This is a genomic window from Kitasatospora sp. NPDC038210 (assembly GCF_055600605.1).
Genome location: NZ_JBVJYK010000011.1, coordinates 127,313 through 149,379, shown reverse-complemented (window position 1 = coordinate 149,379; position 22,067 = coordinate 127,313). Strand labels below are relative to the sequence as shown.

Below are 22,067 nucleotides of genomic sequence, written 5' to 3'. Positions count from 1 at the left end.
CGCGCCCGTTCGTAGCCTTGGTTGCCTCCACGCAGGCAACCTAGTGCGCGGCGCTCCGCGCGGGTCGGCCGAGCGGGGCGGGTCCCGTGGCGGCCGTCGGCAGAACACCCGGATGGCGGCACCCGGGAGCTCCTCCGGGCTGCGCCCGCGGCTCCGGGCGGCCTGCGGTCAGTCGTCGGACAGCAGCCGGGCGAGCGCGGCGTCCACGTCGAGGTGCTCGGACTCCGATCCTTCGGGCACCAGGCTGAAGCAGTCCGAGAGGAAGGCCGTGACGTCCTGCTCCGGTGCGCTGAGGACGGCTTGGCCGGCGGGCCCGCACAGGGTGATCAGCACCTCGCCCGCGGGCCCCGGGCCCACCCGGACGTCGCCGCTGCCGGTGGGGGCGTGCCGGCCCTCGTTCAGCAGCTCGCGACTGAAGTACCAGCACACGCGGGCGTCCGCGGTCACGCACTCGCACGGGGCGATCGGGAACGCCAGGCAGGCCGCGTACGGCAGGTCCGGGTCGAACCGCAGTTCCGCGACCACCGGGACGTCGGGCAGCGGACTGTCGGGGAAGGTGACGGGCATCGAGTGGACGGGCATGGGCATCGCACGACCCTCCTACGGTCGCGAGCGTCGTCCCCGGGCGGGCCGACGCTCCTGTCCGGTGCCTACCCGGTGCCGGTCCGGGCAGTCGGCCTCCGCCGAACCTCCACAACGTCCTTGCGTGCGGGGTGCGGTCGACCGCGGTCGTGCCCGGGGCGGTCAGGATCCGCACAGCCGCCCGAGCTGGGCGCTGTCCGCGTTGATGTCCGTGATCACCTGGTTGGGATCGGCCAGCACCATGCCGTTCAGGCGGAAGCGCAACTCCGAGAACTCGGCGGCCAGCCGGCGGATCGTCGAACCGACCGCGCCCTGCGCGTCCAGGCCGGCGCCCATCAGGTCCTGGTAGGCCTGGCCGGCCGCGTCGGCCTGGCTGCCGCGGGTGTCGCCGGCGTTCCGGCGGTACGCGGCCAGCGCCGCCTCGGCCTCGTCGCAGCCACCGGGCCGGACCGCCGGGAGCGGCGGTTCCGGCGTCGGGGCGGCGGTCCGGGTCCGGATCGGCGACGGGCTCGGCTCCGGGGGCGGCGGATCGGGCTCGGGGGCCGGCGTGGGGGTGGGTGTGGGCGCCGGCGTGGGCGTCGGCGACGGGACGGACGACGGGACCGGCTTCGGCGTGGGATCGGGGAGCGGCTCCGGCGGCTGCGGGGCCGCGGTGGTGACCACCGGGGCGGCCGCGGGCTGCGGCGCGTCCGGTGGCACCAGGTAGGCGACCAGGGCGATCAGCGTGGCCACCGCGCCCGCGATCGCGCCGACCGCGCCCCAGTCCGGGCGCCGCGCCGGCCCGGCACCCGACGCGGGCGGCTGTGCCGATTCGTCGTCCGTCATGCACCCATCGTGGGGCGCCGCGTCGGGCCCGTCCAGAACTCCGGGTGCTGACCTTCCTGAACCCGAACCCGTGTCCGGGCGGGCCGAGTTGGAGGGGCGCCGGGGCCGGCTGCGGCTCCGGCCCGCCCGCCGTCGGGTCAGGCGCCGGCGATCGCGGGGCGGGCCAGCCACTCCGCCCAGGAGACCTCGTGGCCGATCAGACAGGGCTGCCCGAAGGGCCATGCCTCGGCGATCCAGCGCGGCACCAGGGCGTCCAGCTCCCGCTCCAGCTCGGAGCCGACCTGGTCGTCCACCACCCACCAGGAGATCTCCGCGTCGGAGCCGGCCTTCTGCGGCGGGTCGATGTAGACGCAGCCGAGCAGGGCCGACTCCGCCTCGTCGAACAGCGCGTAGTTGAACGACTCGTGGGCGGCGATCTCCCGCTCGTGCCGGATCAGGTCGTCGAGGTCCGCCTGGTAGGTCATGGTGGCCGCGGGCCAGCCCCAGGCCTCGCCGTAGATGGACCACAGGCGCTCCCGGGAGCCCATCACGGCGGGGTAGTCGAGCTCGGTGTCCGTCCCGGCAATGGGGCGCAGGTGGTAACCGCCACCGGGGAGCGGCACGTGGACGGGGTGGACGAAATCGGCGGGCAACCAGGTCATGGGCCTGGAGGCTAGCCGAGAACCGGGCCGGGCCGCGCGGATTATCGGTCCGGGCCCGTAGGGTCCGTCTTCAAGCCCCCGCCTGCGGGGCGACGTCAGGGCACGCACCTCGCTGCGTTGTCGTCGGTCGCCGATGGCCCCCAGCCTTCGGCCGGGAGGTGCCCCCGTCCTCCGCCTTGCGATGTACGCACCCCAACGCCGCCCCGCCCGCCCTCCGGGCGGACGACGGGGGCTTGAAGACGGCCCCGAGCGGCCGGGATGACGCCGACCCCGTCGCCGGGGCATGATCACCGGATGACGATGATCAGGACCAGGTGGGGGCGCCTCCGGACACCGGCGGTGGCGGCCCTGGCCGTACTGGCGGCGGGGTGCGGGGCGGAGCACGTGGGCGCGGCCGGTGGCGCGGGGGCGCCCACGGCGGCCGTGACGGCGGTGCCGTCGACGGCCGCGGCGGTGCCGACCACCGAAGCGGACTACCCCTGCCCCGGCGAGACGCCGACCAGGCCCCCGACCCCGACCCCGACCCCGACCGCGAACAGCGCGGCCCCGACCGGGCCGCCCGTCGACCACTACGCCGAGAACCACGGCTTCCGGGTGCCGATCCCGCTCCACGGCCGGCGCCGCTGCGACGGCCTGGACGCCGTGAAGCGGATCAAGGGCGCCCTCGAACCCCTGCGCACCCGGGGCGACTTCGCCCCCGACAGCACCCGCGGACAGCTCACCGGGCTGGGCTACCAGGCCGCCAAGGTGAAGGTCACCCAGAACGGCCCGACCGACGTCGCCTTCCTGGTCGACGCCACCGGGTTGTGCCTGGAGGGCACGATGAACAGCGCCGTCACCACCGCGGAGGCGTTCGCGGGCTACCCGGACGGCACCAACTGCGAGGAGCCGCGCGGCGGCCACTGACCGCGTCCGTCCGCGCGGCCGCTCAACTCGGCTGCGCCGCGCCGCCGTTGCCGCCCGCACCCTTGTCGAGTGACAACGGCGGCTGCGCCGCCCCGGCCTCTGCCTGCACGGCCCCGGCCGGTGCGTCCCCGGCCGGTGCTGCCCCGGGGTCGCTCCGCTCGATGCGGTCCAGCAGCCGGGCGACGGAGTCGGTGCGCTCGCGCAGCGCCGCGACCCGGGCGGCGTCGGTCGGCTCGGCGAGCTCGTCCACGGGCAGGACCGGGATGCCGCGCTTGCGGGCGGTGGCGATCAGGCTCTCGGCGGCCCGGTCGGCCAGGACGAGCGTCGCGGCGGCGAACGCGCCCGCGTCCAGGGTGCGTCGGCGGCCGAGCAGCCCGCGGCAGACGATGCGGGCCGGGACGGTCAGCTCGTCCAGGCGCTGGTCGTCCGAGCCGCGTTCGAGGGCGGCGAGGACGACGGTGGCCAGCGCCTCGCCCGCCTTGGTGACGACCCACTTGCGGCCGGGAACCGGCGGCAGGAACTCCCGGATCCGGTCCACCTCCTGCTCCAGCGCGGTGGTGGTCAGCACCTCGAAGGCGTTGCGGGTGCGGATCTCGACGACCTTGTCCCACTCGACCTCCTCGCCGTCGAAACCGACCTTCGACGGCCCCAGGTGGACGGCGCCGAGACCGTCGAGCAGTCCGAGCAGCTTGTGCACCACGGCCGGCGTCAGGGGGTGGCGGCCGATCAGGGTGCCCACCGACAGCTTCCACGGCTCGGTGGCCGGTACCTCCGGCGGCATGACGGAGGTCAGGGCCGTGTACGCCCACCGCCCGCCCGCCGCCGCGCCGCGTCCGCCCCGCCGTACGGCCTGCCGCCCGGCCTCGCCCAACCCGGCCGCGGCCCCCGCCGCCGCTCCGGCCGCCGCCCCGACCAGCCGTCCCAGTCCGCCCACCAGCTCGCCCCCGCGCACGTCCCGTTCCTCTCCTCGCACCACTCGTTCCGGAAGCCGCCATGCTACGGGCAGCCTCCGCCGGGCCCGCCGCGGCCGTCCCCACCATGCCGCCGTCCAGTGCGGTGCGGCCGAACTCCCGGATGCCGTCGGGCAGTACGAGCAGCGGACGCCCCGGCCACGGCTCCGCCGCCATCGCCGCCGCCATCGCCGGAGCCCGGAGCGCCTGCCGGACGTCGCCCCCGCGCGCCGCCGCCCCGGCACGCCTCCGCCCGCTGACCCGCCCGTGGGCCCGCCACCCGGGTGAACGGGCGGCGCGGCACGCCGCACCGGCCGGGGCGCCGCCGGACCGGGGGTGATGATCGCCGGGTTCCCGGCCGCCCGCACCCCGGAGGCAGACATGCGGATCCTGCTCCTCGCCAGCGCCTTCAACAGCCTCAGCCAGCGCCTCCACGCCGAACTGCGGGACCGGCGGCACACCGTGGACGTCCGACTCGCCGGGGACGACGAGGAGCTGCGGGCGTCGGTCCGCCGACTGTCGCCGGACCTCCTGCTGGCGCCCATGCTGCGCACCGCGATCCCCGCGGACGTCTGGTCGGCGCTCACCTGCCTGGTCGTCCACCCCGGCCCGCCCGGCGACCGGGGCCCCTCGTCCCTGGACCGGGCGGTCCAGGAGGGCTCCGACGACTGGGGCGTGACGGTGCTCCAGGCCGAGGCGGAGATGGACGCCGGACCGGTCTGGGCCTGGGAGCCCTGCCGGCTGCCGGCGCTCGGGAAGAGCGACCTGTACCGCAACGAGGTCGCCGACGCCGCCGTCCTGGCCGCGCTGCGGGCCGTCGAGCGCTTCGCCTCCGGCTCGTACGCGCCGCAGCCGCAGCACGGCCCCTCGTGGCGGGAGCCGGTGCGCGTCCGCCCCTTCCTGCGCCAGGCGGAGCGCCGGATCGACTGGGCGGCCGACTCCACCGGGACGGTCCTGCGCAGGCTCCGGGCGGCCGACTCGCAGCCCGGGGTGCTCGACACGCTGGGGGCCGACGAGTGGTACCTGCACGGCGGGCACCCGGAGCCGCAGCTGCGCGGGCGCCCGGGCGAGCTGATCGCCACCCGCGCCGGTGCGGTGTGCCGGGCCACCGCGGACGGCGCGGTGTGGATCCCCGAACTCCGGCGCCGGCGCGCACCCGGCGGGCCCGCGACCTTCAAGCTCCCGGCGGTGACGGCGCTCGGCTCCCTGCTGCCCCCGCTGCCGGAGGTCCCGGCGCCGCTGACGGCGGAACGGGACGGGCCGCCCGCCTGGACGGATGTCGAGTACCGCGAGGAGGGCCCGGTCGGCCTCCTGCGCTTCTCCTTCCCCGGCGGCGCGATGTCCACCGACCACTGCCGCCGCCTGCTGGCGGCGTACCGCTTCGCACTCGGCCGGCCGACCTCGGTGCTGGTGCTCGGCGGGAGCCGGGACTTCTTCTCCAACGGCATCCACCTCAACGTCATCGAGGCCGCGCCGGACCCGGCCGCGGAGTCCTGGGCCAACATCACCGCGATGGACGACCTGGTCGCCGAGGTGCTGACCACCACCGACCGCCTGGTGGTCGCCGCGGTGGCCGGGAACGCGGCGGCCGGCGGGGTGATGCTGGCCCTGGCGGCGGACGAGGTGTGGTGCCGGCGGGGCTCCGTGCTCAACCCGCACTACCGGCTGATGGGGCTGTACGGCTCGGAGTACTGGACGTACACCCTGCCGCGCCGGGTGGGCCCGGCGCAGGCCGAGCGGCTGACCCGGCAGGCCGTGCCGGTGTCCGCCGCGTCGGCGGAGCGGATCGGCCTGGTCGACCGCGTCCTCGACTGCGGGCCGCAGGAGTTCGGGCCGGCCGCGGCCCACCTGGCCGGGCTGCTCGCCGCCTCGCCGCTCGCCCGGCGGCGGATCGCGGCGAAGAAGGCCGCGCGCGAGGCCGACGAGCAGGCCAAGCCGCTCGCCGCCTACCGGGAGGAGGAGCTGGCGGTGATGCACCGGCAGTTCTTCACCCCCGAATCGCCGTACCACGCGCTGCGGTCCGCGTTCGTCCGCAAGCGCCCCGCGCCCGCCGGGCTCCTCGCCGGTACGTGACCCGAACGGCCCCGCCGGCTTGCGCCCCCCGCGCCGCTCCGACGCCCGCCCCGACCGGCGTCGGAACCGGACTGTTGCTATGACTGTGTTTGAGCCATTACGTCCGGCTCCCATCCCCGAGGAGGCATCCTCATGGGTGCTGCAACAACCGACACCGACGTGGTGCACATTCTCTGGATCAACGCCGGTCTCAGCTGTGACGGCGACTCCGTCTCGCTGACCGCCGCGATGCAGCCCAGCATCGAGGAGATCGTCACCGGCGCACTGCCCGGCCTGCCCAAGGTCGCCGTGCACTGGCCGCTGATCGACTTCGAGTGCGGCCCGGTCCAGGGCGCGGACAACTTCGTCGAGTGGTTCTTCAAGGCCGACCGCGGCGAGATCGAACCGTTCGTCCTGGTCGTCGAGGGGTCCATCCCCAACGAGAAGATCAAGAAGGAGGGTTACTGGTGCGGCTTCGGCGACGACCCGGCCACCGGCCAGCCCATCACCACCAGTGAGTGGCTGGACCGGCTCGCCCCCAAGGCGACCGCCGTGGTCGCGATCGGCACCTGCGCCACGTACGGCGGCATCCACGCGATGGCCGGCAACCCGACCGGTGCGATGGGCGTGCCGGACTACCTGGGCTGGGACTGGAAGTCCAAGGCCGGGCTGCCGATCGTGTGCGTGCCGGGCTGTCCGATCCAGCCCGACAACTTCGCCGAGACGCTCACCTACCTGCTGTACCAGCTGGCCGGCTCCGCGCCGATGATCCCGCTGGACGACAAGCTGCGGCCGGCCTGGCTGTTCGGCGCCACCGTCCACGAGGGCTGTGACCGCGGCGGCTACTACGAGCAGGGCCAGTTCGCCACCGACTACGGCACCCCCGAGTGCCTGGTGCGGCTCGGCTGCTGGGGACCGGTCGTCAAGTGCAACGTCGCCAAGCGCGGCTGGACCAACGGCATCGGCGGCTGCCCGAACGTGGGCGGCATCTGCATCGCCTGCACCATGCCGGGCTTCCCGGACAAGTTCATGCCCTTCATGGACCCGCCGCCCGGCTCCCGCGTCTCCACCGGCGCCAGCAACGCCTACGGCTCGCTGATCCGCCGGCTGCGCGCGATCACGCTGGCGACCGTCGACAAGGAACCGAAGTGGCGCCACACCGGCCGCCACCTGACCACGGGTTACCGCCCGCCCTGGTGACGCCGGAGGGCCGCACGCCCCCGCGGCGTGCGGCCCCTCGCCGCCGCCCCGCCCCCTGCCCCCGTTCAGAGAAGGACACGACAACACGATGGCGACACCGACGACGAGGGCGGCCGGCGACGGCAGCGGCCTGACCGAGATGTCCTGGGACCCGATCACCCGGATCGTGGGAAGCCTCGGCATCCACACGAAGATCGACTTCAAGCAGAAGCGCGTCGCGGAGTGCTACAGCACCTCCTCGGTCTTCCGCGGCTACAGCGTCTTCATGCGCGGCAAGGACCCGCGCGACGCGCACTTCATCACCAGCCGGATCTGCGGGATCTGCGGCGACAACCACGCCACCTGTTCGGTCTACACCCAGAACATGGCGTACGGGGTGAAGCCCCCGCACCTCGGCGAGTGGATCATCAACCTCGGCGAGGCCGCCGAGTACATGTTCGACCACAACATCTTCCAGGAGAACCTGGTCGGGGTCGACTACTGCGAGAAGATGGTCCGCGAGACCAACCCGGGCGTCCTGGAACAGGCCGAGCGCACCGAGGCGCCGCACGCCGCCGACCACGGGTACAAGACCATCGCGGACATCATGCGCTCGCTCAACCCGATCGAGGGCGAGTTCTACCGCGAGGCGCTGCAGGTCAGCCGGTACACCCGGGAGATGTTCTGCCTGATGGAGGGCCGCCACGTGCACCCCTCCACCCTCTACCCGGGCGGCGTCGGCACCGTCGCCACGGTGCAGCTGTTCACCGACTACCTGACCCGGCTGATGCGCTACGTCGAGTTCATGAAGAAGGTCGTGCCGCTGCACGACGACCTCTTCGACTTCTTCTACCAGGCCCTGCCCGGCTACGAGGAGGTCGGCCGGCGGCGGGTCCTGCTCGGCTGCTGGGGCAGCCTCAACGACCCGGACCACTGCGACTTCACGTACCGCAACATGACGGACTGGGGCCGGCGGATGTTCGTCACCCCCGGCGTCGTCGTGGACGGCAAGCTCGTCACCAACGACCTCACCGAGATCAACCTGGGCATCCGGATCCTGCTCGGCAGCTCCTACTACGAGGACTGGCAGGGCAAGGAGCTGTTCGTCACCCACGACCCGCTGGGCAACCCGGTCGACCCCCGGCACCCGTGGAACCAGCACACCATCCCGCAGCCGCAGAAGCGCAACTTCGACGACAAGTACAGCTGGGTGATGTCCCCGCGCTGGTTCGACGGCAAGGAGCACCTCGCCCTGGACACCGGCGGCGGCCCGATCGCCCGGCTGTGGTCCACCGCGCTGTCCGGGCTGGTCGACATCGGCTACATCAAGGCCACCGGGCACAGCGTGCAGATCAACCTGCCCCGCTCGATGACCAAGCCCGAGGTCACCTTCGAGTGGAAGATCCCGCAGTGGAGCAACGCCCTCGAACGCAACCGCGCCCGCACCTACTTCCAGGCGTACGCGGCCGCCGCCGCCCTGCACTTCGCCGAGAAGGCGCTCGACGAGGTCAGGGCCGGGCGCAGCCAGACCTGGGAGCGCTTCGAGGTGCCGGACGAGTCGATCGGCTGCGGCTTCACCGAGGCCGTGCGCGGCGTGCTCTCGCACCACATGGTGATCCGCGACGGCAAGATCGCCAACTACCACCCGTACCCGCCCACCCCGTGGAACGCCAGCGTGCGCGACAGCTACGGCACGCCCGGCCCGTACGAGGACGCGGTGCAGAACACCCCGATCTTCGAGGAGAACTCCCCGGAGAACTTCAAGGGCATCGACATCATGCGCGCGGTGCGCAGCTTCGACCCCTGCCTGCCCTGCGGCGTGCACATGTACGTCGGCGGGCGCACCGTCCAGACCATGCACGTGCCCACCGGCCTCAGCGGGCTCACCGCATGACGGCCGAGCAGACCGGGCTGCGCATCCAGGAGGCCCTGGACGCCCTGGCCGGCAGCGGCGCCGAGAGCGCGGGCGAGCAACTGGTCCGCGACCTGATGGACTTCTACGGCGAGGGGCTGGCCAGGATCGTCCCGGCGCTGCCCCCGCCCGCCCTGGAACGGATGCTGGACGACCCGGCGGTGGCCGGGCTGCTGCTGCTGCACGACCTGCACCCGGAGGACGTCACCGCCCGGATCGACCGGGCGCTCGCGGCCCTGCCCGAGCGGGTCGAGCCGATCGGCTTCGAGCCGGGCACCGGTGTCCTGCGACTGCGCCGCACCGCCACCGGCTGCGGCTGCGCGGAAGGCGACGTCGAGGCCGTCCTCGCCTGCCACGCGCCCGAGGTGACGGCCGTGGAGCTGGAGCGCGCCCCGCAGCTGCTGCAGATCGGCACCCGCCCGCCGCAGGCCGCGGAGGTGCGATGAACACCCGCCGGATCTCCCGCGACGGGACCGCCCTGCTGCACCGGTTGCGCGAGCCGGCGCCGCCGAGGCCCGAGCAGTGCGGCTTCTGCGGCCGGGACCTCCCGCCCGGCCACCGCCACCTGGTGGACGTCGAGGAACGGGCGCTGTCCTGCACCTGCACCGCCTGCGGCCTGCTGTTCCAGCAGCCGGGCGCGGCCGGCGGCCGCTTCCGCACCGTGCCGGACCGCTACCTCGCCGACGCGGACGGCGGGTTGGACGAGCGGGCCTGGTCGGTGCTGGGCATCCCGGTCGGCACCGCGTTCCTGTTCCGCAACGCCCTGCTGGACCGGCTGCTCGCCTTCTACCCCGGCCCGGCCGGCGCCACCGAGAGCGAGGTGGACGAGGAGGCCTGGGAGCGCGCCCTCGGTGGCAGCCGGCTGGCCGCCGCCCTGGAGCCCGACGTGGAGGCCCTGCTGCTGCGCCGCCACGACCACCGCGTCGAGTGCTTCCTGGTGCCGATCGACGTCTGCTACGAGCTGGTCGGCCGGCTGCGGCGGTGCTGGCACGGCTTCGACGGCGGCGCCGAGGCGCGGGCCGAACTCGACGCGTTCTTCGAGCGGTTGACCGCCCGCGCCCGCCCGCTGCCCACGGCGGTGACGGCGTGACGGCGCTCGCCTTCGCCTGCACCGGCGTGCGGTCCGACCCGTACGCGGCCGTGCCGACCCTGGTCTTCCGGCTGCGGATCACCGGGCCGGCCGACACCCGGGTGCACGCCCTGGCGCTCCGCTGCCAGCTGCGGATCGAACCGGGCCGGCGGTCGTACGCCGAGCCGGAGGGCGAGCGGCTGGCCGACCTCTTCGGCGAACGGGAGCGCTGGGCGAACACGCTCAACCCGATCCAGTTCGCCACCGTGCCGCTGCTGGTGCCCGGCTTCACCGGCGAGACCGAGACCGACCTCGTGGTGCCGTGCAGCTACGACCTGGAGGTGGCCTCCGCCCGCTACTTCCGGGCGCTCGACGGCGGCGAGGTGCCGCTGCTGCTGCTCTTCTCCGGCACCGCCTTCGCCGGCCCCGGCGGCTTCCAGGTCGCCCCGGTGCCCTGGGACAAGGAGGCCGCGGTGCGGATGCCGGTGCGGGTCTGGCGCGAGGCCATCGACCAGCACTTCCCCGGCTGCGGCTGGCTGCGCCTGCCGGACGACCTGATGGACCGGTTGCTGGCCTACCGCTCCCGGCGGGCCCTGCCCTCCTGGGAGGCGACGGTGCGTGACCTGCTCGCGGCGACCGCGATCGAGGAGGTGGCCCGATGAGCGCCTTCCCGCCCGGGATCGAGCGCGGCTTCGCGGCCGCCCGGCAGATCGCCGACGCGGTGCTGCTGGAGGGCTACGTGCTCTACCCGTACCGCGCCTCGGCGGCCAAGAACCGGCTGCGCTGGCAGTTCGGGGTCCTGGTGCCGCCCGAGTACACCGCGCAGGGCGGCGAGCACTCGCACCAGCGCACCGAGTGCGTCATGGAGGCCCGTGCCGGGGACCGGCTGGCGGTCGAGCTGCGCTTCCTGCGGGTGCAGCGGCGGACCGTCGAACAGGCGACCGCCGCCGGCGGGTTCGAGCCGGTGGAGCGGCTGGAGCTGGCCGACCGGGTGTTCGTGGAGTGGGACGAGGGCGTCGAGGAACGCATCGAACTCCTCTTCCCGGTCGAGGAGTTGACCGGCGCCGGGGTGGAGCGGGCGTTCCGGCTGCCGGGCGTCGGCGAGACCGAGCTGCTGCGCGCGCACGGCACCGCCGCCGGACGGCTGGTGCGCCGCCGCGAACAGGTCGACGGCCTGGTGCGGGTGACCGTCGAGGAACTGCCCGGCCGGTACCGGGCGCAGCGGCTGACGGTGGTGGTCGAGAACGTCTCCGCCTGGATGCCGCCCCGACGGGCGAGCCGCGAGGAGGCGCTGCCGCGCTCGCTGGTCTCCGCCCACCTGCTGCTGGGGCTGGAGCAGGGCCGCTTCGTGTCGGCCACCGACCCGCCCGAGTGGGCCCGCCCCGAGGTCGAGCGGTGCCGCAGCCGGCACACCTGGCCGGTCCTGGCCGGGCCGCCGGGCGAGCGCGGGGTGGTGCTGTCCTCGCCGATCATCCTGGAGGACCACCCCAAGGTCGCACCGGAGAGCCTCGGCACCCTGTACGACGCCACCGAGATCGACGAGATCCTGGCACTGCGGACGGCGGCCCTGACCGAGGAGGAGAAGCGGGAGGCCCGGGGCACCGACGAGCGGGCCGCGGCCGTGATCGACCTCGCGGAGTCCATGCCGCCCGAGGTGCTGGAGCGTCTGCACGGCGCCATCCGCGGGCTGCGCGACCTCACCGGCGGCGCCGCCGACGGGGAACAGCCCTGGTGGGACCCGGGCAACGACCCGGCGGTCGACCCCGAGCGGGACCGGGTGCAGGTCGGCGGCCACGCCGTCGGCGCCGGCAGCCGGGTCGTGCTGCGGCCCGGACGGCGGCGCACCGACGCCCAGGACCTCTTCCTGGACGGGCGCACCGGCGTGGTGGAAGCGGTGCTGCACGACGTCGACGGCTCGGTGCACCTGGCCGTGACGGTGGAGGACGACCCGGGCGCCGACCTGTGGCGGGCCCAGGGGCGGTTCCGCTACTTCCAGCCCGACGAGGTCACCCCGCTGGACGGCGACGACGTGCCGGAGGGGTCGTGAACAGCCGTCAGGTGCTGGTCGCCGGAGTGGGGAACATCTTCCTCGGCGACGACGGGTTCGGCGTGGAGACCGTCCGGCGGCTCGCCGGGCACCCGCTGCCGGACGGCGTCGAGGTGGTCGACGTGGGCGTGCGCGGCGTCGACCTGGCGTACCGGCTGCTCGACGGCTACCCCACCGCCGTCCTGGTGGACGCCACCTGCCGCGGCGGGGCACCCGGCACGGTCTACCTCATCGAGGCGGCCGACGAGCCGCTGGAGGCGCCGCTGCTGGACGGGCACCGGATGGGGCCGGACGCCGTGCTCGCCCTGCTGGCCACGCTCGCGGCCGGGACCGGCGGCGAGCCGCCCGGGCGGGTGCTGGTGGTCGGCTGCGAGCCGGCGTCGTTGGAGGAGGGCATCGGGCTGAGCGTGCCCGTCGCCGCCGCCGTCGAGGAGGCGGTCCGAGTGGTCCTGCGGGTCGTGGACGAGGCCACGCAGCCGGAGAGGGAGACAACACCATGCTGAGGAAACTGTTCTGCCTGGCCCTGCTGGCCGGGATCGGCGCACTGGTCTGGCAGAGCCTGCCGGACCTGAAGCGGTACCTGCAGATCTCGCGGATGTGACCCGCGCATTGCTGCGAACGGTGCAGCCCCGGGAGCGGTGGCGGCGCGGCTTCGAGCCGTCGCCGCCACCGCGCCTTGTAATGGGGCGCGCCTCGGCATCGGGGCCCGCCCGGTCGTCGGGCCCGATGCCGCCCGCCGAGGGAAAGGGACCCATGCACGAGATGTCGATCGCCGCCGCCGTGGTCGAGCAGGTCGACGCGGCCGCGCGCGACCACGGGGCCGCCGGCGTGGCGCGGGTACGGCTGCGGGTGGGCGAACTGGCCGGCGTCGTCCGGCAGGCCCTCGACTTCTGCTTCGAACTGGCCTGCGCCGGAACGCTGGTGGAGGGCGCGGTGCTGCACACGGAGCCGGTCACGGCGCGGGCCCGGTGCCGGCCCTGCGAGACCGAGTGGGCCGTCGGCATGCCGCCGGACCTCTGCTGCCCGAGCTGCTCCGGCGGCGGCGTCGAGCTGCTGTCCGGGCGCGAGCTCCAGATCCTCGACGTCGAGTGGGCCGAGCGCCCGGACGTCCCGGCCGAACAGAAAGGCTGATGCCGATGTGCCGCACGGTCGACCTCCGCCAGGCGGTCCTCGCCCGCAACGACGACAGCGCCCGCGAGCTGCGGGCGGCCTTGGCCGCCCGTGGCACGGTCGCGGTGAACCTGCTGTCCAGCCCCGGCAGCGGCAAGACCGCCCTGCTGGAGGCCGAGCTGGGGCTGGCCCGGCGGCGCGGGGTGCCGGTCGCCGCCCTGACCGCCGACCTCGCCACCGAGAACGACGCGCGGCGGCTGGCCCGTTCGGGCGCGCCGGTCAAGCAGGTGCTCACCGACGGGCTCTGCCACCTGGAGGCGCGGATGCTCGCCGGGCACCTGGACGGCTGGCTGCCGCAGGAGTGCCGGCTGCTCTTCGTGGAGAACGTCGGCAACCTGGTGTGTCCGGCCTCCTACGACCTCGGCGAGTCGCTGCGGGTGGTGCTGGCCTCGGTGACCGAGGGCGAGGACAAGCCGCTCAAGTACCCGACCGCCTTCGGGCTGGCCAACCTGGTCCTGGTGACCAAGACCGACCTCGCCGCGGCGGCCGAGTTCGACGAGGCCGCGTTCACGGCGAACGTCCGCCGGGTCAATCCCGGGGTGGAGGTGGTGCACACCTCGGCGCGGACCGGGGACGGCGTCGGGGCGCTGCTGGAGCGCGCGCTGGCGGTCCTGGACGGCGCCGAGCCGCACCGGCCGGTGATGTCGGCCGCGCCGCACGGGCACGGGCACGACCACGGGCACGAGCACGGGGACGGACACCGGCACGCGCACGACCACGGGCACGGGCCCGCGGTGGTCGGGGAGACCCCGTGACGGCCGGTCACCCGGAACTCGACCGTGAGCGACGCCGGGTCGCCGTCCGCGGCCTCGTCCAAGGGGTCGGCTTCCGGCCCTTCGTCTTCACCCTGGCCGGTGAACTCGGCCTGGCCGGCAGCGTCACCAACACCGGCGAGGGCGTGCTCGCCGAGGTCGAGGGCAACCGCGCGGCGGTCGAGGCGTTCTGCCGACGGGTGGCCGGCGACGCGCCGCCGCTCGCGCACGTGGCCTCCGTCGAGCACACCCCGCTGGCCGTCACCGGCGCGACGGGCTTCGCCATCACCCCGTCCCGCACGGACGGGCCCCGGGCCACGCTCATCCCGCCCGACGTCGCCGTCTGCGCCGACTGCCTCGCCGAACTCGCCGACCCGGCGGACCGCCGCCACCGGCACCCGTTCATCAGCTGCACCAACTGCGGCCCCCGGCACACCATCGTCACCGGCCTGCCGTACGACCGCGCCAACACCACCATGGCCGGCTTCCCGATGTGCGCGGACTGCGCCCGGGAGTACGCCGACCCGGCCGACCGCCGCTTCCACGCCCAGCCGGTCGCCTGCCACGCCTGCGGGCCGAGACTCGCGCTGACCGTGACCGGCCACGCCGGCCTCGCCGACGAGGACGCCCTCACCGAGGCCCGCCGGCTGCTCGCCGCCGGGGCGGTCCTCGCCGTCAAGGGCATCGGCGGCTACCACCTGGCCTGCGACGCGCGCGACCCCGCGGCCGTCGCCCTGCTGCGGCGGCGCAAGCGGCGCGGCGACAAGCCCTTCGCGCTGATGGCCCGTGACCTCGCCACCGTCGAGGGCCTGCTGCCGCTCGGCCCCGTCGAGCGGGAACTGCTCACCGGGGCGGTCCGGCCGATCGTCCTGCTGCGCCGCACCGGCGCGGCGACACCAGGGTTCGAGGCGGTGGCCCCGCGCAGCCCCGACCTCGGGGTGATGCTCCCGTACACGCCGCTGCACCACCTGCTGCTCGCCGCGCCCGGCCCGGACCTGCTGGTGATGACCAGCGCCAACCTCTCCGGCGAGCCGATCGTCACCGACGACCGGGAGGCGCTGGAGAAGCTCGCCCCGCTCGTCGACGGCTGGCTCACCCACGACCGGCCGATCCACGTGCCCTGCGAGGACTCGGTGGTGCGGGTGGTGGACGGCGAGCAGCTGCCGCTGCGCCGCTCACGCGGGTACGCCCCGCTGCCGCTGCCCCTGCCGGTGCCCGTCCGCCCGGTGCTGGCGGTCGGCGGCGACCTGAAGAACACCTTCGCACTGGCCCGGGACGGCTACGCCTGGCTGTCCGGCCACATCGGGGACATGGACGACCTGGCCACGCTGCGCGCCTTCGAGAACGCGGTCGAGCAGCTCGGCACGGTCAGCGGAGTGCGGCCCGAACTGCTGGTCGCCGACCGGCACCCCGGCTACCGTTCGGTCCGGCACGCCGAGCGGACCGCCGCCGGACGGCCGGTGCACCGGGTGCAGCACCACCACGCGCACATCGCCGCCGTGATGGCCGAGCACGGGCTGGACGGCAGTCGGCCGGTGCTCGGCCTGGCCTTCGACGGCACCGGCTACGGCGAGGACGGCGCGGTCTGGGGCAGTGAGGTGCTGCTGGCCGACTACGACGGCTTCCGCCGGCTCGCCCACCTCGCCTACGTGCCGCTGCCCGGCGGGGACGCGGCGGTCGAGCGCCCGTACCGGACGGCGCTGGCGCACCTGCGGGCCGCCGGGCTGCCCTGGACCGCCGGCCTGCCGCCGGTGCTGGCCTGCCTGCCGGAGGAACTCCGACTGCTGGAACGGCAGTTGGAACGCGGGCTGAACACCGCGCCTAGCTCCGGCATGGGCCGGCTCTTCGACGCGGTCTCCTCGCTCGCCGGGATCTGCCAGCGGGCCGGGTACGAGGCCCAGGCGGCGATCGAACTGGAGGCCGCGGCCGCGGAGTTCGGACCGGCTCCGGGCTACCGGTTCGGGCTGCTCGCCCGGGCGGACGGCTGGACCGCCGACCCCGGGCCGGTGCTGGCCGCGGTGGTGGCGGACGTGGTCGCGGGCCGGCCCGCCGGACTGGTGGCCGCGCGCTTCCACACCGCGGTGGCCGAGCTGTGCCGGCGGATCTGCGCGGCCGCCAGGGAGCGGTACGGCACGACCACGGTGGCGCTCAGCGGCGGCGTCTTCGCCAACGCCGTGCTCTCCTCGGCCTGCGCGCGCGGCCTCGGCGAGGACGGCTTCACCGTGCTGCGGCACCGCCGGGTGCCGCCCAACGACGGAGGACTGGCACTCGGCCAGCTGATGGTGGCCGCCCGCGCGGCGGCCGCCCGGGAGGAGTGAGAGCGGATGTGCCTGGCAGTGCCCGGCAGGGTGACGGAGATCGGCGAACGCGACGGGACCCGGATGGCGGTCATGGACTTCGGCGGGGTGGTCAAGGACGTGTGCCTGGAGTACCTGCCCGACCTGGCGGTGGGCGACTACGCGATCGTCCACGTGGGCTTCGCGCTGCAGCGGCTGGACGAGGAGTCCGCCCGGCGCACCCTCGCGCTGTTCGAGGAACTCGGGCTGCTGCAGGAGGAGTTCGGCGACCCATGGGAGGCTGCGGGGCAGTGGCAGGCGCCCGGGGAGCGGCCGGCGGCGGTCGGGCCCGACGCGGCACGAGCGGCTGAGGAGGCCGGACGGTGAAGTACCTGGAGGAGTTCCGGAACCCGGAGCTGGCCGAGGGCCTGCTCGCGGACATCAGGGCCACGGTCACCCGGCCGTGGGCGCTGATGGAGGTGTGCGGCGGCCAGACGCACAGCATCATCCGGCATGCCATCGACCAACTCCTGCCCGAAGAGGTGGAGTTGATCCACGGTCCGGGGTGCCCGGTGTGCGTCACCCCGCTGGAGGTGATCGACCGCGCACTGGCGATCGCCGCCCGGCCCGAGGTCGTCTTCTGCTCCTTCGGGGACATGCTGCGGGTGCCCGGCACCGACCGCGACCTGTTCCGGGTCCGCGGCGAGGGCGGCGACGTCCGGGTGGTGTACTCGCCGCTGGACGCCCTGCGGATCGCGCGGGAGAACCCGGACCGGGAGGTCGTCTTCTTCGGCATCGGCTTCGAGACCACCGCACCGCCGAACGCCATGGCCGTCCACCTCGCCCGCAAGCAGGGCCTGCGGAACTTCAGCATGCTGGTCTCGCACGTCCGGGTGCCCCCGGCGATCGACGCCATCATGGAATCGCCGGACTGCCGGGTCCAGGGCTTCCTCGCCGCCGGGCACGTGTGCAGCGTCATGGGCACCGACGAGTACCCGGCGCTCGCCGAGCGGCACCGGGTGCCGATCGTGGTCACCGGCTTCGAACCGCTGGACATCCTGGAGGGGATCCGGCGCACCGTACGGCAGTTGGAGCGCGGCGAGCACAGCGTCGACAACGCCTACCAGCGGGCCGTCCGGCCGGAGGGAAACCCGGCGGCGCGCGCCATGCTGGAGGACGTCTTCGAAGTGACCGACCGCGCCTGGCGGGGCATCGGCGTGATCCCACTCAGCGGCTGGCGGCTCTCTCCGCGCTACCGCGACCACGACGCCGAGCACCGCTTCGACGTCTCGGGGATCAGCACCCGCGAACCCGCCGCGTGCCGCAGCGGCGAGGTCCTGCAGGGCCTGCTGAAGCCGCACCAGTGCGAGGCCTTCGGCACGCTGTGCACCCCGCGCACCCCGCTCGGCGCCACCATGGTCTCCAGCGAAGGGGCCTGCGCGGCGTACTACCTCTACCGGCGGCTGAGCACGCCGGTCGCGGCGGAGGCGGTGAGCACCGTTGGCTGACACCGAGACCCTCACCGGCACGGCCCCCGAGGCCCCGCCCGCGCCCGACTTCTCCGGCTGGAGCTGCCCGCTGCCGCTGCGCGACCACCCCCGGGTGGTGATGGGGCACGGCGGCGGCGGGGCGATGTCCGCCGAACTGGTGGAGCACCTCTTCGCCCCGGCCTTCGGCGGGCCGGCCCTCGCCGGGCTCGGCGACTCCGCCGTCCTGGAACTCGGCGGCGCCCGGCTCGCCTTCTCCACCGACTCCTACGTCGTGCGGCCGCTGTTCTTCCCGGGCGGCAGCATCGGCGACCTCGCCGTCAACGGGACGGTCAACGACCTGGCGATGAGCGGCGCCCGGCCGGCCTACCTCTCCTGCGGGTTCATCCTGGAGGAGGGCGTGGAGATGCCCGTGGTCGACCGGGTGGCCCGGGCGCTCGGCGCCGCGGCCCGGACGGCCGGGGTCGAGGTGGTCACCGGGGACACCAAGGTGGTCGAGGCCGGGCGCGGGGACGGCGTCTACCTGAACACCGCCGGGATCGGGCTGGTGCCCGCCGGGGTCGACATCCGGCCGCAGCGGGCCGTCCCCGGTGACGTGGTGATCGTGAGCGGGCCGATCGGACTGCACGGCGTCGCGATCATGAGCGTCCGCGAGGGCCTGGAGTTCGGCGTCGAGGTGCGCAGCGACTGCGCCGCGCTCGGCGGCCTGGTCGAGGCGATGCTCGCCGTCACCCCCGACCTGCACGTGCTGCGCGACCCCACCCGGGGCGGGCTGGCCGCGGCGCTCAACGAGATCGCGGCCGCCGCCGGGGTCGGGGTGACGCTCAGCGAGCGCGCCGTCCCCGTCCCGGACGTGGTGGCCAACGCCTGCGCCCTGCTCGGCCTGGACCCGATGTACGTCGCCAACGAGGGCAAGCTCGTCGCCTTCGTGCCGCGCCGGGAGGCGGACGCCGTCCTCGCCGCGATGCGCGCCCACCCGCTCGGCGCAGAGGCGGTGGTGATCGGCGAGTGCGTCGAGGATCACCCCGGCATGGTCGTCGCCCGGACGGGCTTCGGCGGCACCCGGGTGGTGGACCTGCCGATGGGCGAACAGCTGCCGCGGATCTGCTGACGCCGCGCGCACCGTCGCCCCGGGGGACCGCCCCCGGGGCGGCGGTCGTACGGGGCCGGCGGTCGTACGGAGGGCTCGCCCGGCTCCGTCCGCCGAACCCGGATACGCTGAACACGGAGGCCCCTCGCCCCCGGTGAGGGCGGGCGGCACGGAGCGGTTCGGCCTGGTGCGGAGGTGCGTGGTGCCGGAGGAGAGCAGACCGCGGCGGTGCGGGGGCCGGTGGTCCGGAACCCACTCCCGGCCCGGTGCGCCCCCCGCGCACGGCGCCTGACGGGACACCACGACCGTGCGCACCGCGGACCCCGAGGTCGAGGTGGTCATCACCGTGCCCAACCACGGAATCGGCCTGTGGATGGTCGGCGCGTTCGTCGTCACCTTCGTGGGCACCCGCGTGATCACCCGGCTGATCCGGGCGGGCCGCGGCCCCTTCCGCAACGTCGAGGTCGGCGGCACCCACGTGCACCACCAGGTGTACGGGATCATCGCGATGCTGGTGGCCGGCGCAATGGAGTTCGCCTACCGCCCGGACACCCCCGGGGCGCAGATCCTGGCCGCGCTGTTCGGTGCCGGTGCCGCGCTCACCCTCGACGAGTACGCCCTGTGGCTGCACCTGGAGGACGTCTACTGGAGCCGCGAGGGCCGCAAGTCCGTCGACGCGGCCTTCCTCGCGGTGGCGGTCGGACTGCTGCTGGTGGCCGGGTTCAACCCGTTCTCCGACACCGGCCGGGGCACCGCCGCCAACGTGGCGTTCGCCGTGCTGCTGCTGGTCGACCTGATGTTCTCCGTCGGGGCGATCCTCAAGGGCAAGACGGCCACCGGGGTGATCGGGCTGCTGGTGCCCCTGGTGTCGCTGGTCGCCTGCCTGCGCCTGGCCAAACCCGAGTCGCCGTGGGCCCGCTGGCGCTACCGGCCGGGCTCGCGCCGGGCCGAGCGTGCGCTGCGCCGCTACCCGCCCGGCCGGCGGACCCGGATGGACGCGCTGAAGGACTTCGTCGGGGGCGTCCCCAAGCAGTGAGGCCCGAGCGGGGACCGAGCAGTGAGGCCCCGGGCGGGTGGCGCACCGCCGGTCGGCCGGTCGGACAGCAGATCAGCCGGCCGGGCGGCCGAGGAAGCGGTGCAGCGAGTCCGCCATCGCCCGGACGAAGCGCTCCCGGGTCTCCTCGGGCACCAGGTCGAGCGACAGGTAGGGGTTGAGGTCCTCCAGCTCGACCAGCAGCAGGCGCCCGTCCGGCGCCCGGCAGGCGTCCACCCGCTGGATCCCGTGGTCGAGGGTGTTCCAGTCCACGAAGCGCCGGGCGAAGTCGAGGTCGGCCGCGCTCGGCTCGTACGGCTCCAGCACCCAGCGGCGGTCCGGGTCGGGCGCGTGGAGGGCGTACTGGAAGGCGTCGTCCACGAAGTAGAAGGAGACCTCGTAGCGGAAGTCGATCCGCGGCTGGACCAGGAGGCCGCCCCATGCGAGGCCGTCCAGCTCCTCGCGGCCGAGGAAGCGCAGACCTATGCTGTCGGCGCCCTCCTCGGGCTTCACCGCGTAGCGGTCGGCGGCGGGCAGCCGGTCGAGGTCCTGCGGCCGGTCGACGGTGGGGATGACCGGGAGGCCGGCCTCGGTGAGGTCGAGCAGATAGCGCTTGCCGGCCATGTCGCCGCGGCCGGTCAGCGGGTTGTACACCCGGACGCCGGCGGCCACGGCCTCGGCGCGGAAGCGGGCGTACTCCTCGCGGTAGTGCAGCACCGGTCCGCTGTTGCGCACGACGACCGCGTCGAAGCGCCCCATCAGGGCCCGGGCGTCGAGCGGGTGGCACAGGGCGAGGTCGAACCACTCCCGCAGCCGGGAGGTGAGCAGGACGTCCTCGTCGCCGTAGGGGCGGCCCCGGGCCGGGTAGGCCAGATCGGTCACGTACAGCAGGCTGGGACGGTCGGGCACGGGCGCTCCCTCGGTCGGTGGCGGGGGAGCGAATCTACCGGCCGGGCGGGCGGCCGCCCGGCCGGGGGCCTCCTGGCGGGTGCGCGGGGCGGGAGCTCACTCCTGGAAGGTCCGCTCGTTCAGCACGTCGAGGTTGCGGAAGGTCGGCGGGCCGTCGCACAGCGCCGCGACCCGGGTCGCGAACGCGGCGGTCTCCGGGCGGGCGGAGTTCTCCATCGCCACCTCGTGGGAGGGGAATTCCACGATGTCCAGGTACACGTCCTTGCCGTCGCGGTCACGGGTCTGCACGGCCCGGGTCGCCAGACGGTGGCCGGCGTTCTCCTCGACCCAGCTGTCGATCAGGGCGGTGAACTCGTCGATGCGACTCGTCCGGTACTCGATGATCTGGATGAACCTCACGGGGCGGCCTCCTCGGCTCGGCGCAGGGGCAGTCGACTGCCTCCTCCAGGGTCGCCCCGGTGGTCGCGCCCGGCCACCGCGAGCGGCCACCCGCTCCCGGCCACCGCGACCGGCGTCAGAGGGGCGCGGTGTCGATGACGAAGCGGTAGCGGACGTCGCGGCCCGGTCCGGCGCGGATGCGCGTTGGGCCGTCGGAGTGCAGGGTGGACGGGTAGGTCCGGCCACCGGCGGACGTCCGGGGGAGCCGAGAACGATCGAAGGAGGCCGCCATGCCGACCAGGAAGCTCCTCGGCCGGGCCCTGGCCCTGACCGCCCTCGCCGCCCTTCCGGCCGCCGGGTTCGCGCTGCCCTCGCCGGCGGCCGCCGCCGCGGCCCCGGCCGCCGCCGCCCCCGCAGCCTCCGCCCCGCAGGCGGTGGCGGTCGCCGTGCCGACGTCCTTCGTCGACCTGCCGAGCCGCCCGCTGCCGTCCGACCACGCGCCGCACCGGATCACCGTCACCTACCGCAACCCGACGGCGGCGGACCAGACCGTCGCCCCGCAGATCCTCGTCGAGTCGCCGGACGACGGGCCCTTCCTCACCCCGGCGAACGTCAAGCTGGAGGTGCTGAGCGGCGGCCACTGGAGGACGGTGCCGCTGGGCAGCCAGACCGGCACGCTGTTCACCACCCTGACGTCGGCAAAGCTGGTCCTGCACAGCCACCACACCCTGACCCAGCACTACCGGATCACCGTGCTGAAGGCCTCGCCGGGCACCATCCAGCCCCGGGTGGCGCTGTACGGCTGACGC

At 74.7% G+C, this 22,067-nt stretch carries 23 protein-coding genes and 1 pseudogene; 19 read left to right on the top strand and 5 right to left on the bottom strand.

What is annotated here, in order from left to right:
• Positions 1-168: 168 nt before the first annotated feature.
• The 3 genes from ACZ7KX_RS22890 to ACZ7KX_RS22880 all read right to left on the bottom strand — a co-directional run bounded on the left by ACZ7KX_RS22890 (position 169) and on the right by ACZ7KX_RS22880 (position 2,048).
• Positions 169-588, bottom strand: a complete 420-nt coding sequence (locus tag ACZ7KX_RS22890) for an SsgA family sporulation/cell division regulator (protein WP_470328066.1) — start codon at positions 586-588, stop codon at positions 169-171.
• Between the two features lie 156 nt (positions 589-744).
• Entirely contained in the window at positions 745-1,407 is a 663-nt protein-coding gene (locus ACZ7KX_RS22885) for a hypothetical protein (protein ID WP_470328065.1), read from the bottom strand.
• Between the two features lie 137 nt (positions 1,408-1,544).
• Positions 1,545-2,048, bottom strand: a complete 504-nt coding sequence (locus ACZ7KX_RS22880; protein WP_396546534.1) for an N-acetyltransferase — start codon at positions 2,046-2,048, stop codon at positions 1,545-1,547.
• A 294-nt stretch (positions 2,049-2,342) separates the two neighbouring features.
• Here ACZ7KX_RS22880 and ACZ7KX_RS22875 point away from each other — a divergent pair, with 294 nt between their 5' ends.
• Positions 2,343-2,954, top strand: a complete 612-nt coding sequence (locus ACZ7KX_RS22875; protein WP_470328064.1) for a hypothetical protein — start codon at positions 2,343-2,345, stop codon at positions 2,952-2,954.
• Positions 2,955-2,976: 22 nt separating this feature from the next.
• On the opposite strand, the gene ACZ7KX_RS22870 is transcribed toward ACZ7KX_RS22875, so the two are convergent.
• The gene (locus ACZ7KX_RS22870) at positions 2,977-3,906 is read right to left on the bottom strand and encodes a hypothetical protein (protein WP_470328063.1); all 930 of its coding nucleotides are present in this window, start codon (positions 3,904-3,906) and stop codon (positions 2,977-2,979) included.
• Positions 3,907-4,285: 379 nt separating this feature from the next.
• Here ACZ7KX_RS22870 and ACZ7KX_RS22865 point away from each other — a divergent pair, with 379 nt between their 5' ends.
• From ACZ7KX_RS22865 to ACZ7KX_RS22785, 17 genes and pseudogenes are all read left to right on the top strand, one after another.
• Positions 4,286-5,977, top strand: a complete 1,692-nt coding sequence (locus ACZ7KX_RS22865; protein ID WP_470328062.1) for an enoyl-CoA hydratase-related protein — start codon at positions 4,286-4,288, stop codon at positions 5,975-5,977.
• A 132-nt stretch (positions 5,978-6,109) separates the two neighbouring features.
• Entirely contained in the window at positions 6,110-7,156 is a 1,047-nt protein-coding gene (locus ACZ7KX_RS22860; RefSeq protein ID WP_350524685.1) for an NADH-quinone oxidoreductase subunit B family protein, read from the top strand.
• Positions 7,157-7,244: 88 nt separating this feature from the next.
• Complete coding sequence (locus ACZ7KX_RS22855; protein WP_350524684.1) at positions 7,245-9,029, top strand: nickel-dependent hydrogenase large subunit; 1,785 nt, start codon at positions 7,245-7,247, stop codon at positions 9,027-9,029.
• Positions 9,026-9,493 carry a thioredoxin gene (locus tag ACZ7KX_RS22850; protein WP_470328061.1) on the top strand — a complete coding sequence of 156 codons (468 nt, stop codon included), beginning with the start codon at positions 9,026-9,028 and terminating at the stop codon, positions 9,491-9,493. Before ACZ7KX_RS22855 ends, ACZ7KX_RS22850 begins: the two co-directional genes overlap by 4 nt.
• Positions 9,490-10,137, top strand: a complete 648-nt coding sequence (locus ACZ7KX_RS22845; RefSeq protein WP_470328060.1) for a DUF5947 family protein — start codon at positions 9,490-9,492, stop codon at positions 10,135-10,137. The genes ACZ7KX_RS22850 and ACZ7KX_RS22845 overlap by 4 nt, the downstream gene beginning before the upstream one ends.
• Positions 10,134-10,778, top strand: coding sequence for a DUF6084 family protein (locus ACZ7KX_RS22840; RefSeq protein ID WP_470328059.1), 645 nt, complete (start codon positions 10,134-10,136; stop codon positions 10,776-10,778). The genes ACZ7KX_RS22845 and ACZ7KX_RS22840 overlap by 4 nt, the downstream gene beginning before the upstream one ends.
• The gene (locus ACZ7KX_RS22835; protein WP_470328058.1) at positions 10,775-12,163 is read left to right on the top strand and encodes a hypothetical protein; all 1,389 of its coding nucleotides are present in this window, start codon (positions 10,775-10,777) and stop codon (positions 12,161-12,163) included. Before ACZ7KX_RS22840 ends, ACZ7KX_RS22835 begins: the two co-directional genes overlap by 4 nt.
• Entirely contained in the window at positions 12,160-12,666 is a 507-nt protein-coding gene (locus tag ACZ7KX_RS22830) for a hydrogenase maturation protease (protein ID WP_470328057.1), read from the top strand. The genes ACZ7KX_RS22835 and ACZ7KX_RS22830 overlap by 4 nt, the downstream gene beginning before the upstream one ends.
• Entirely contained in the window at positions 12,660-12,764 is a 105-nt protein-coding gene (locus ACZ7KX_RS22825; protein WP_396546524.1) for a DUF6893 family small protein, read from the top strand. The genes ACZ7KX_RS22830 and ACZ7KX_RS22825 overlap by 7 nt, the downstream gene beginning before the upstream one ends.
• 152 nt (positions 12,765-12,916) lie before the next feature.
• Positions 12,917-13,294, top strand: coding sequence for a hydrogenase maturation nickel metallochaperone HypA (hypA, locus tag ACZ7KX_RS22820; RefSeq protein ID WP_470328056.1), 378 nt, complete (start codon positions 12,917-12,919; stop codon positions 13,292-13,294).
• 5 nt (positions 13,295-13,299) lie between these two features.
• Positions 13,300-14,088, top strand: a complete 789-nt coding sequence (gene hypB / locus ACZ7KX_RS22815) for a hydrogenase nickel incorporation protein HypB (protein ID WP_470328055.1) — start codon at positions 13,300-13,302, stop codon at positions 14,086-14,088.
• Positions 14,085-16,403 carry a carbamoyltransferase HypF gene (gene hypF, locus ACZ7KX_RS22810; RefSeq protein ID WP_470328054.1) on the top strand — a complete coding sequence of 773 codons (2,319 nt, stop codon included), beginning with the start codon at positions 14,085-14,087 and terminating at the stop codon, positions 16,401-16,403. The genes hypB and hypF overlap by 4 nt, the downstream gene beginning before the upstream one ends.
• Positions 16,404-16,409: 6 nt before the next feature.
• Positions 16,410-16,748: a HypC/HybG/HupF family hydrogenase formation chaperone gene (locus tag ACZ7KX_RS22805; RefSeq protein WP_470328053.1), complete on the top strand. Its 339-nt coding sequence runs from the start codon at positions 16,410-16,412 to the stop codon at positions 16,746-16,748.
• The gene (gene hypD / locus ACZ7KX_RS22800; protein ID WP_470328052.1) at positions 16,745-17,869 is read left to right on the top strand and encodes a hydrogenase formation protein HypD; all 1,125 of its coding nucleotides are present in this window, start codon (positions 16,745-16,747) and stop codon (positions 17,867-17,869) included. Before ACZ7KX_RS22805 ends, hypD begins: the two co-directional genes overlap by 4 nt.
• 100 nt (positions 17,870-17,969) lie before the next feature.
• Positions 17,970-18,959, top strand: a complete 990-nt coding sequence (gene hypE / locus ACZ7KX_RS22795) for a hydrogenase expression/formation protein HypE (RefSeq protein WP_470328195.1) — start codon at positions 17,970-17,972, stop codon at positions 18,957-18,959.
• Between the two features lie 286 nt (positions 18,960-19,245).
• Positions 19,246-19,974, top strand: a complete 729-nt coding sequence (locus ACZ7KX_RS22790) for a hypothetical protein (RefSeq protein WP_470328051.1) — start codon at positions 19,246-19,248, stop codon at positions 19,972-19,974.
• A 21-nt stretch (positions 19,975-19,995) separates the two neighbouring features.
• Positions 19,996-20,376: pseudogene (locus ACZ7KX_RS22785) on the top strand (hypothetical protein); the annotation flags it as partial.
• A gap of 600 nt (positions 20,377-20,976) precedes the next feature.
• On the opposite strand, the gene ACZ7KX_RS22780 reads toward ACZ7KX_RS22785, so the two are convergent.
• Positions 20,977-21,279, bottom strand: a complete 303-nt coding sequence (locus tag ACZ7KX_RS22780) for a hypothetical protein (protein WP_470328050.1) — start codon at positions 21,277-21,279, stop codon at positions 20,977-20,979.
• A 269-nt stretch (positions 21,280-21,548) separates the two neighbouring features.
• Between ACZ7KX_RS22780 and ACZ7KX_RS22775 the strand changes: the two genes are divergently transcribed.
• Positions 21,549-22,064: a signal peptide protein gene (locus ACZ7KX_RS22775; RefSeq protein WP_470328049.1), complete on the top strand. Its 516-nt coding sequence runs from the start codon at positions 21,549-21,551 to the stop codon at positions 22,062-22,064.
• The last annotated feature ends 3 nt before the right edge of the window (positions 22,065-22,067 follow it).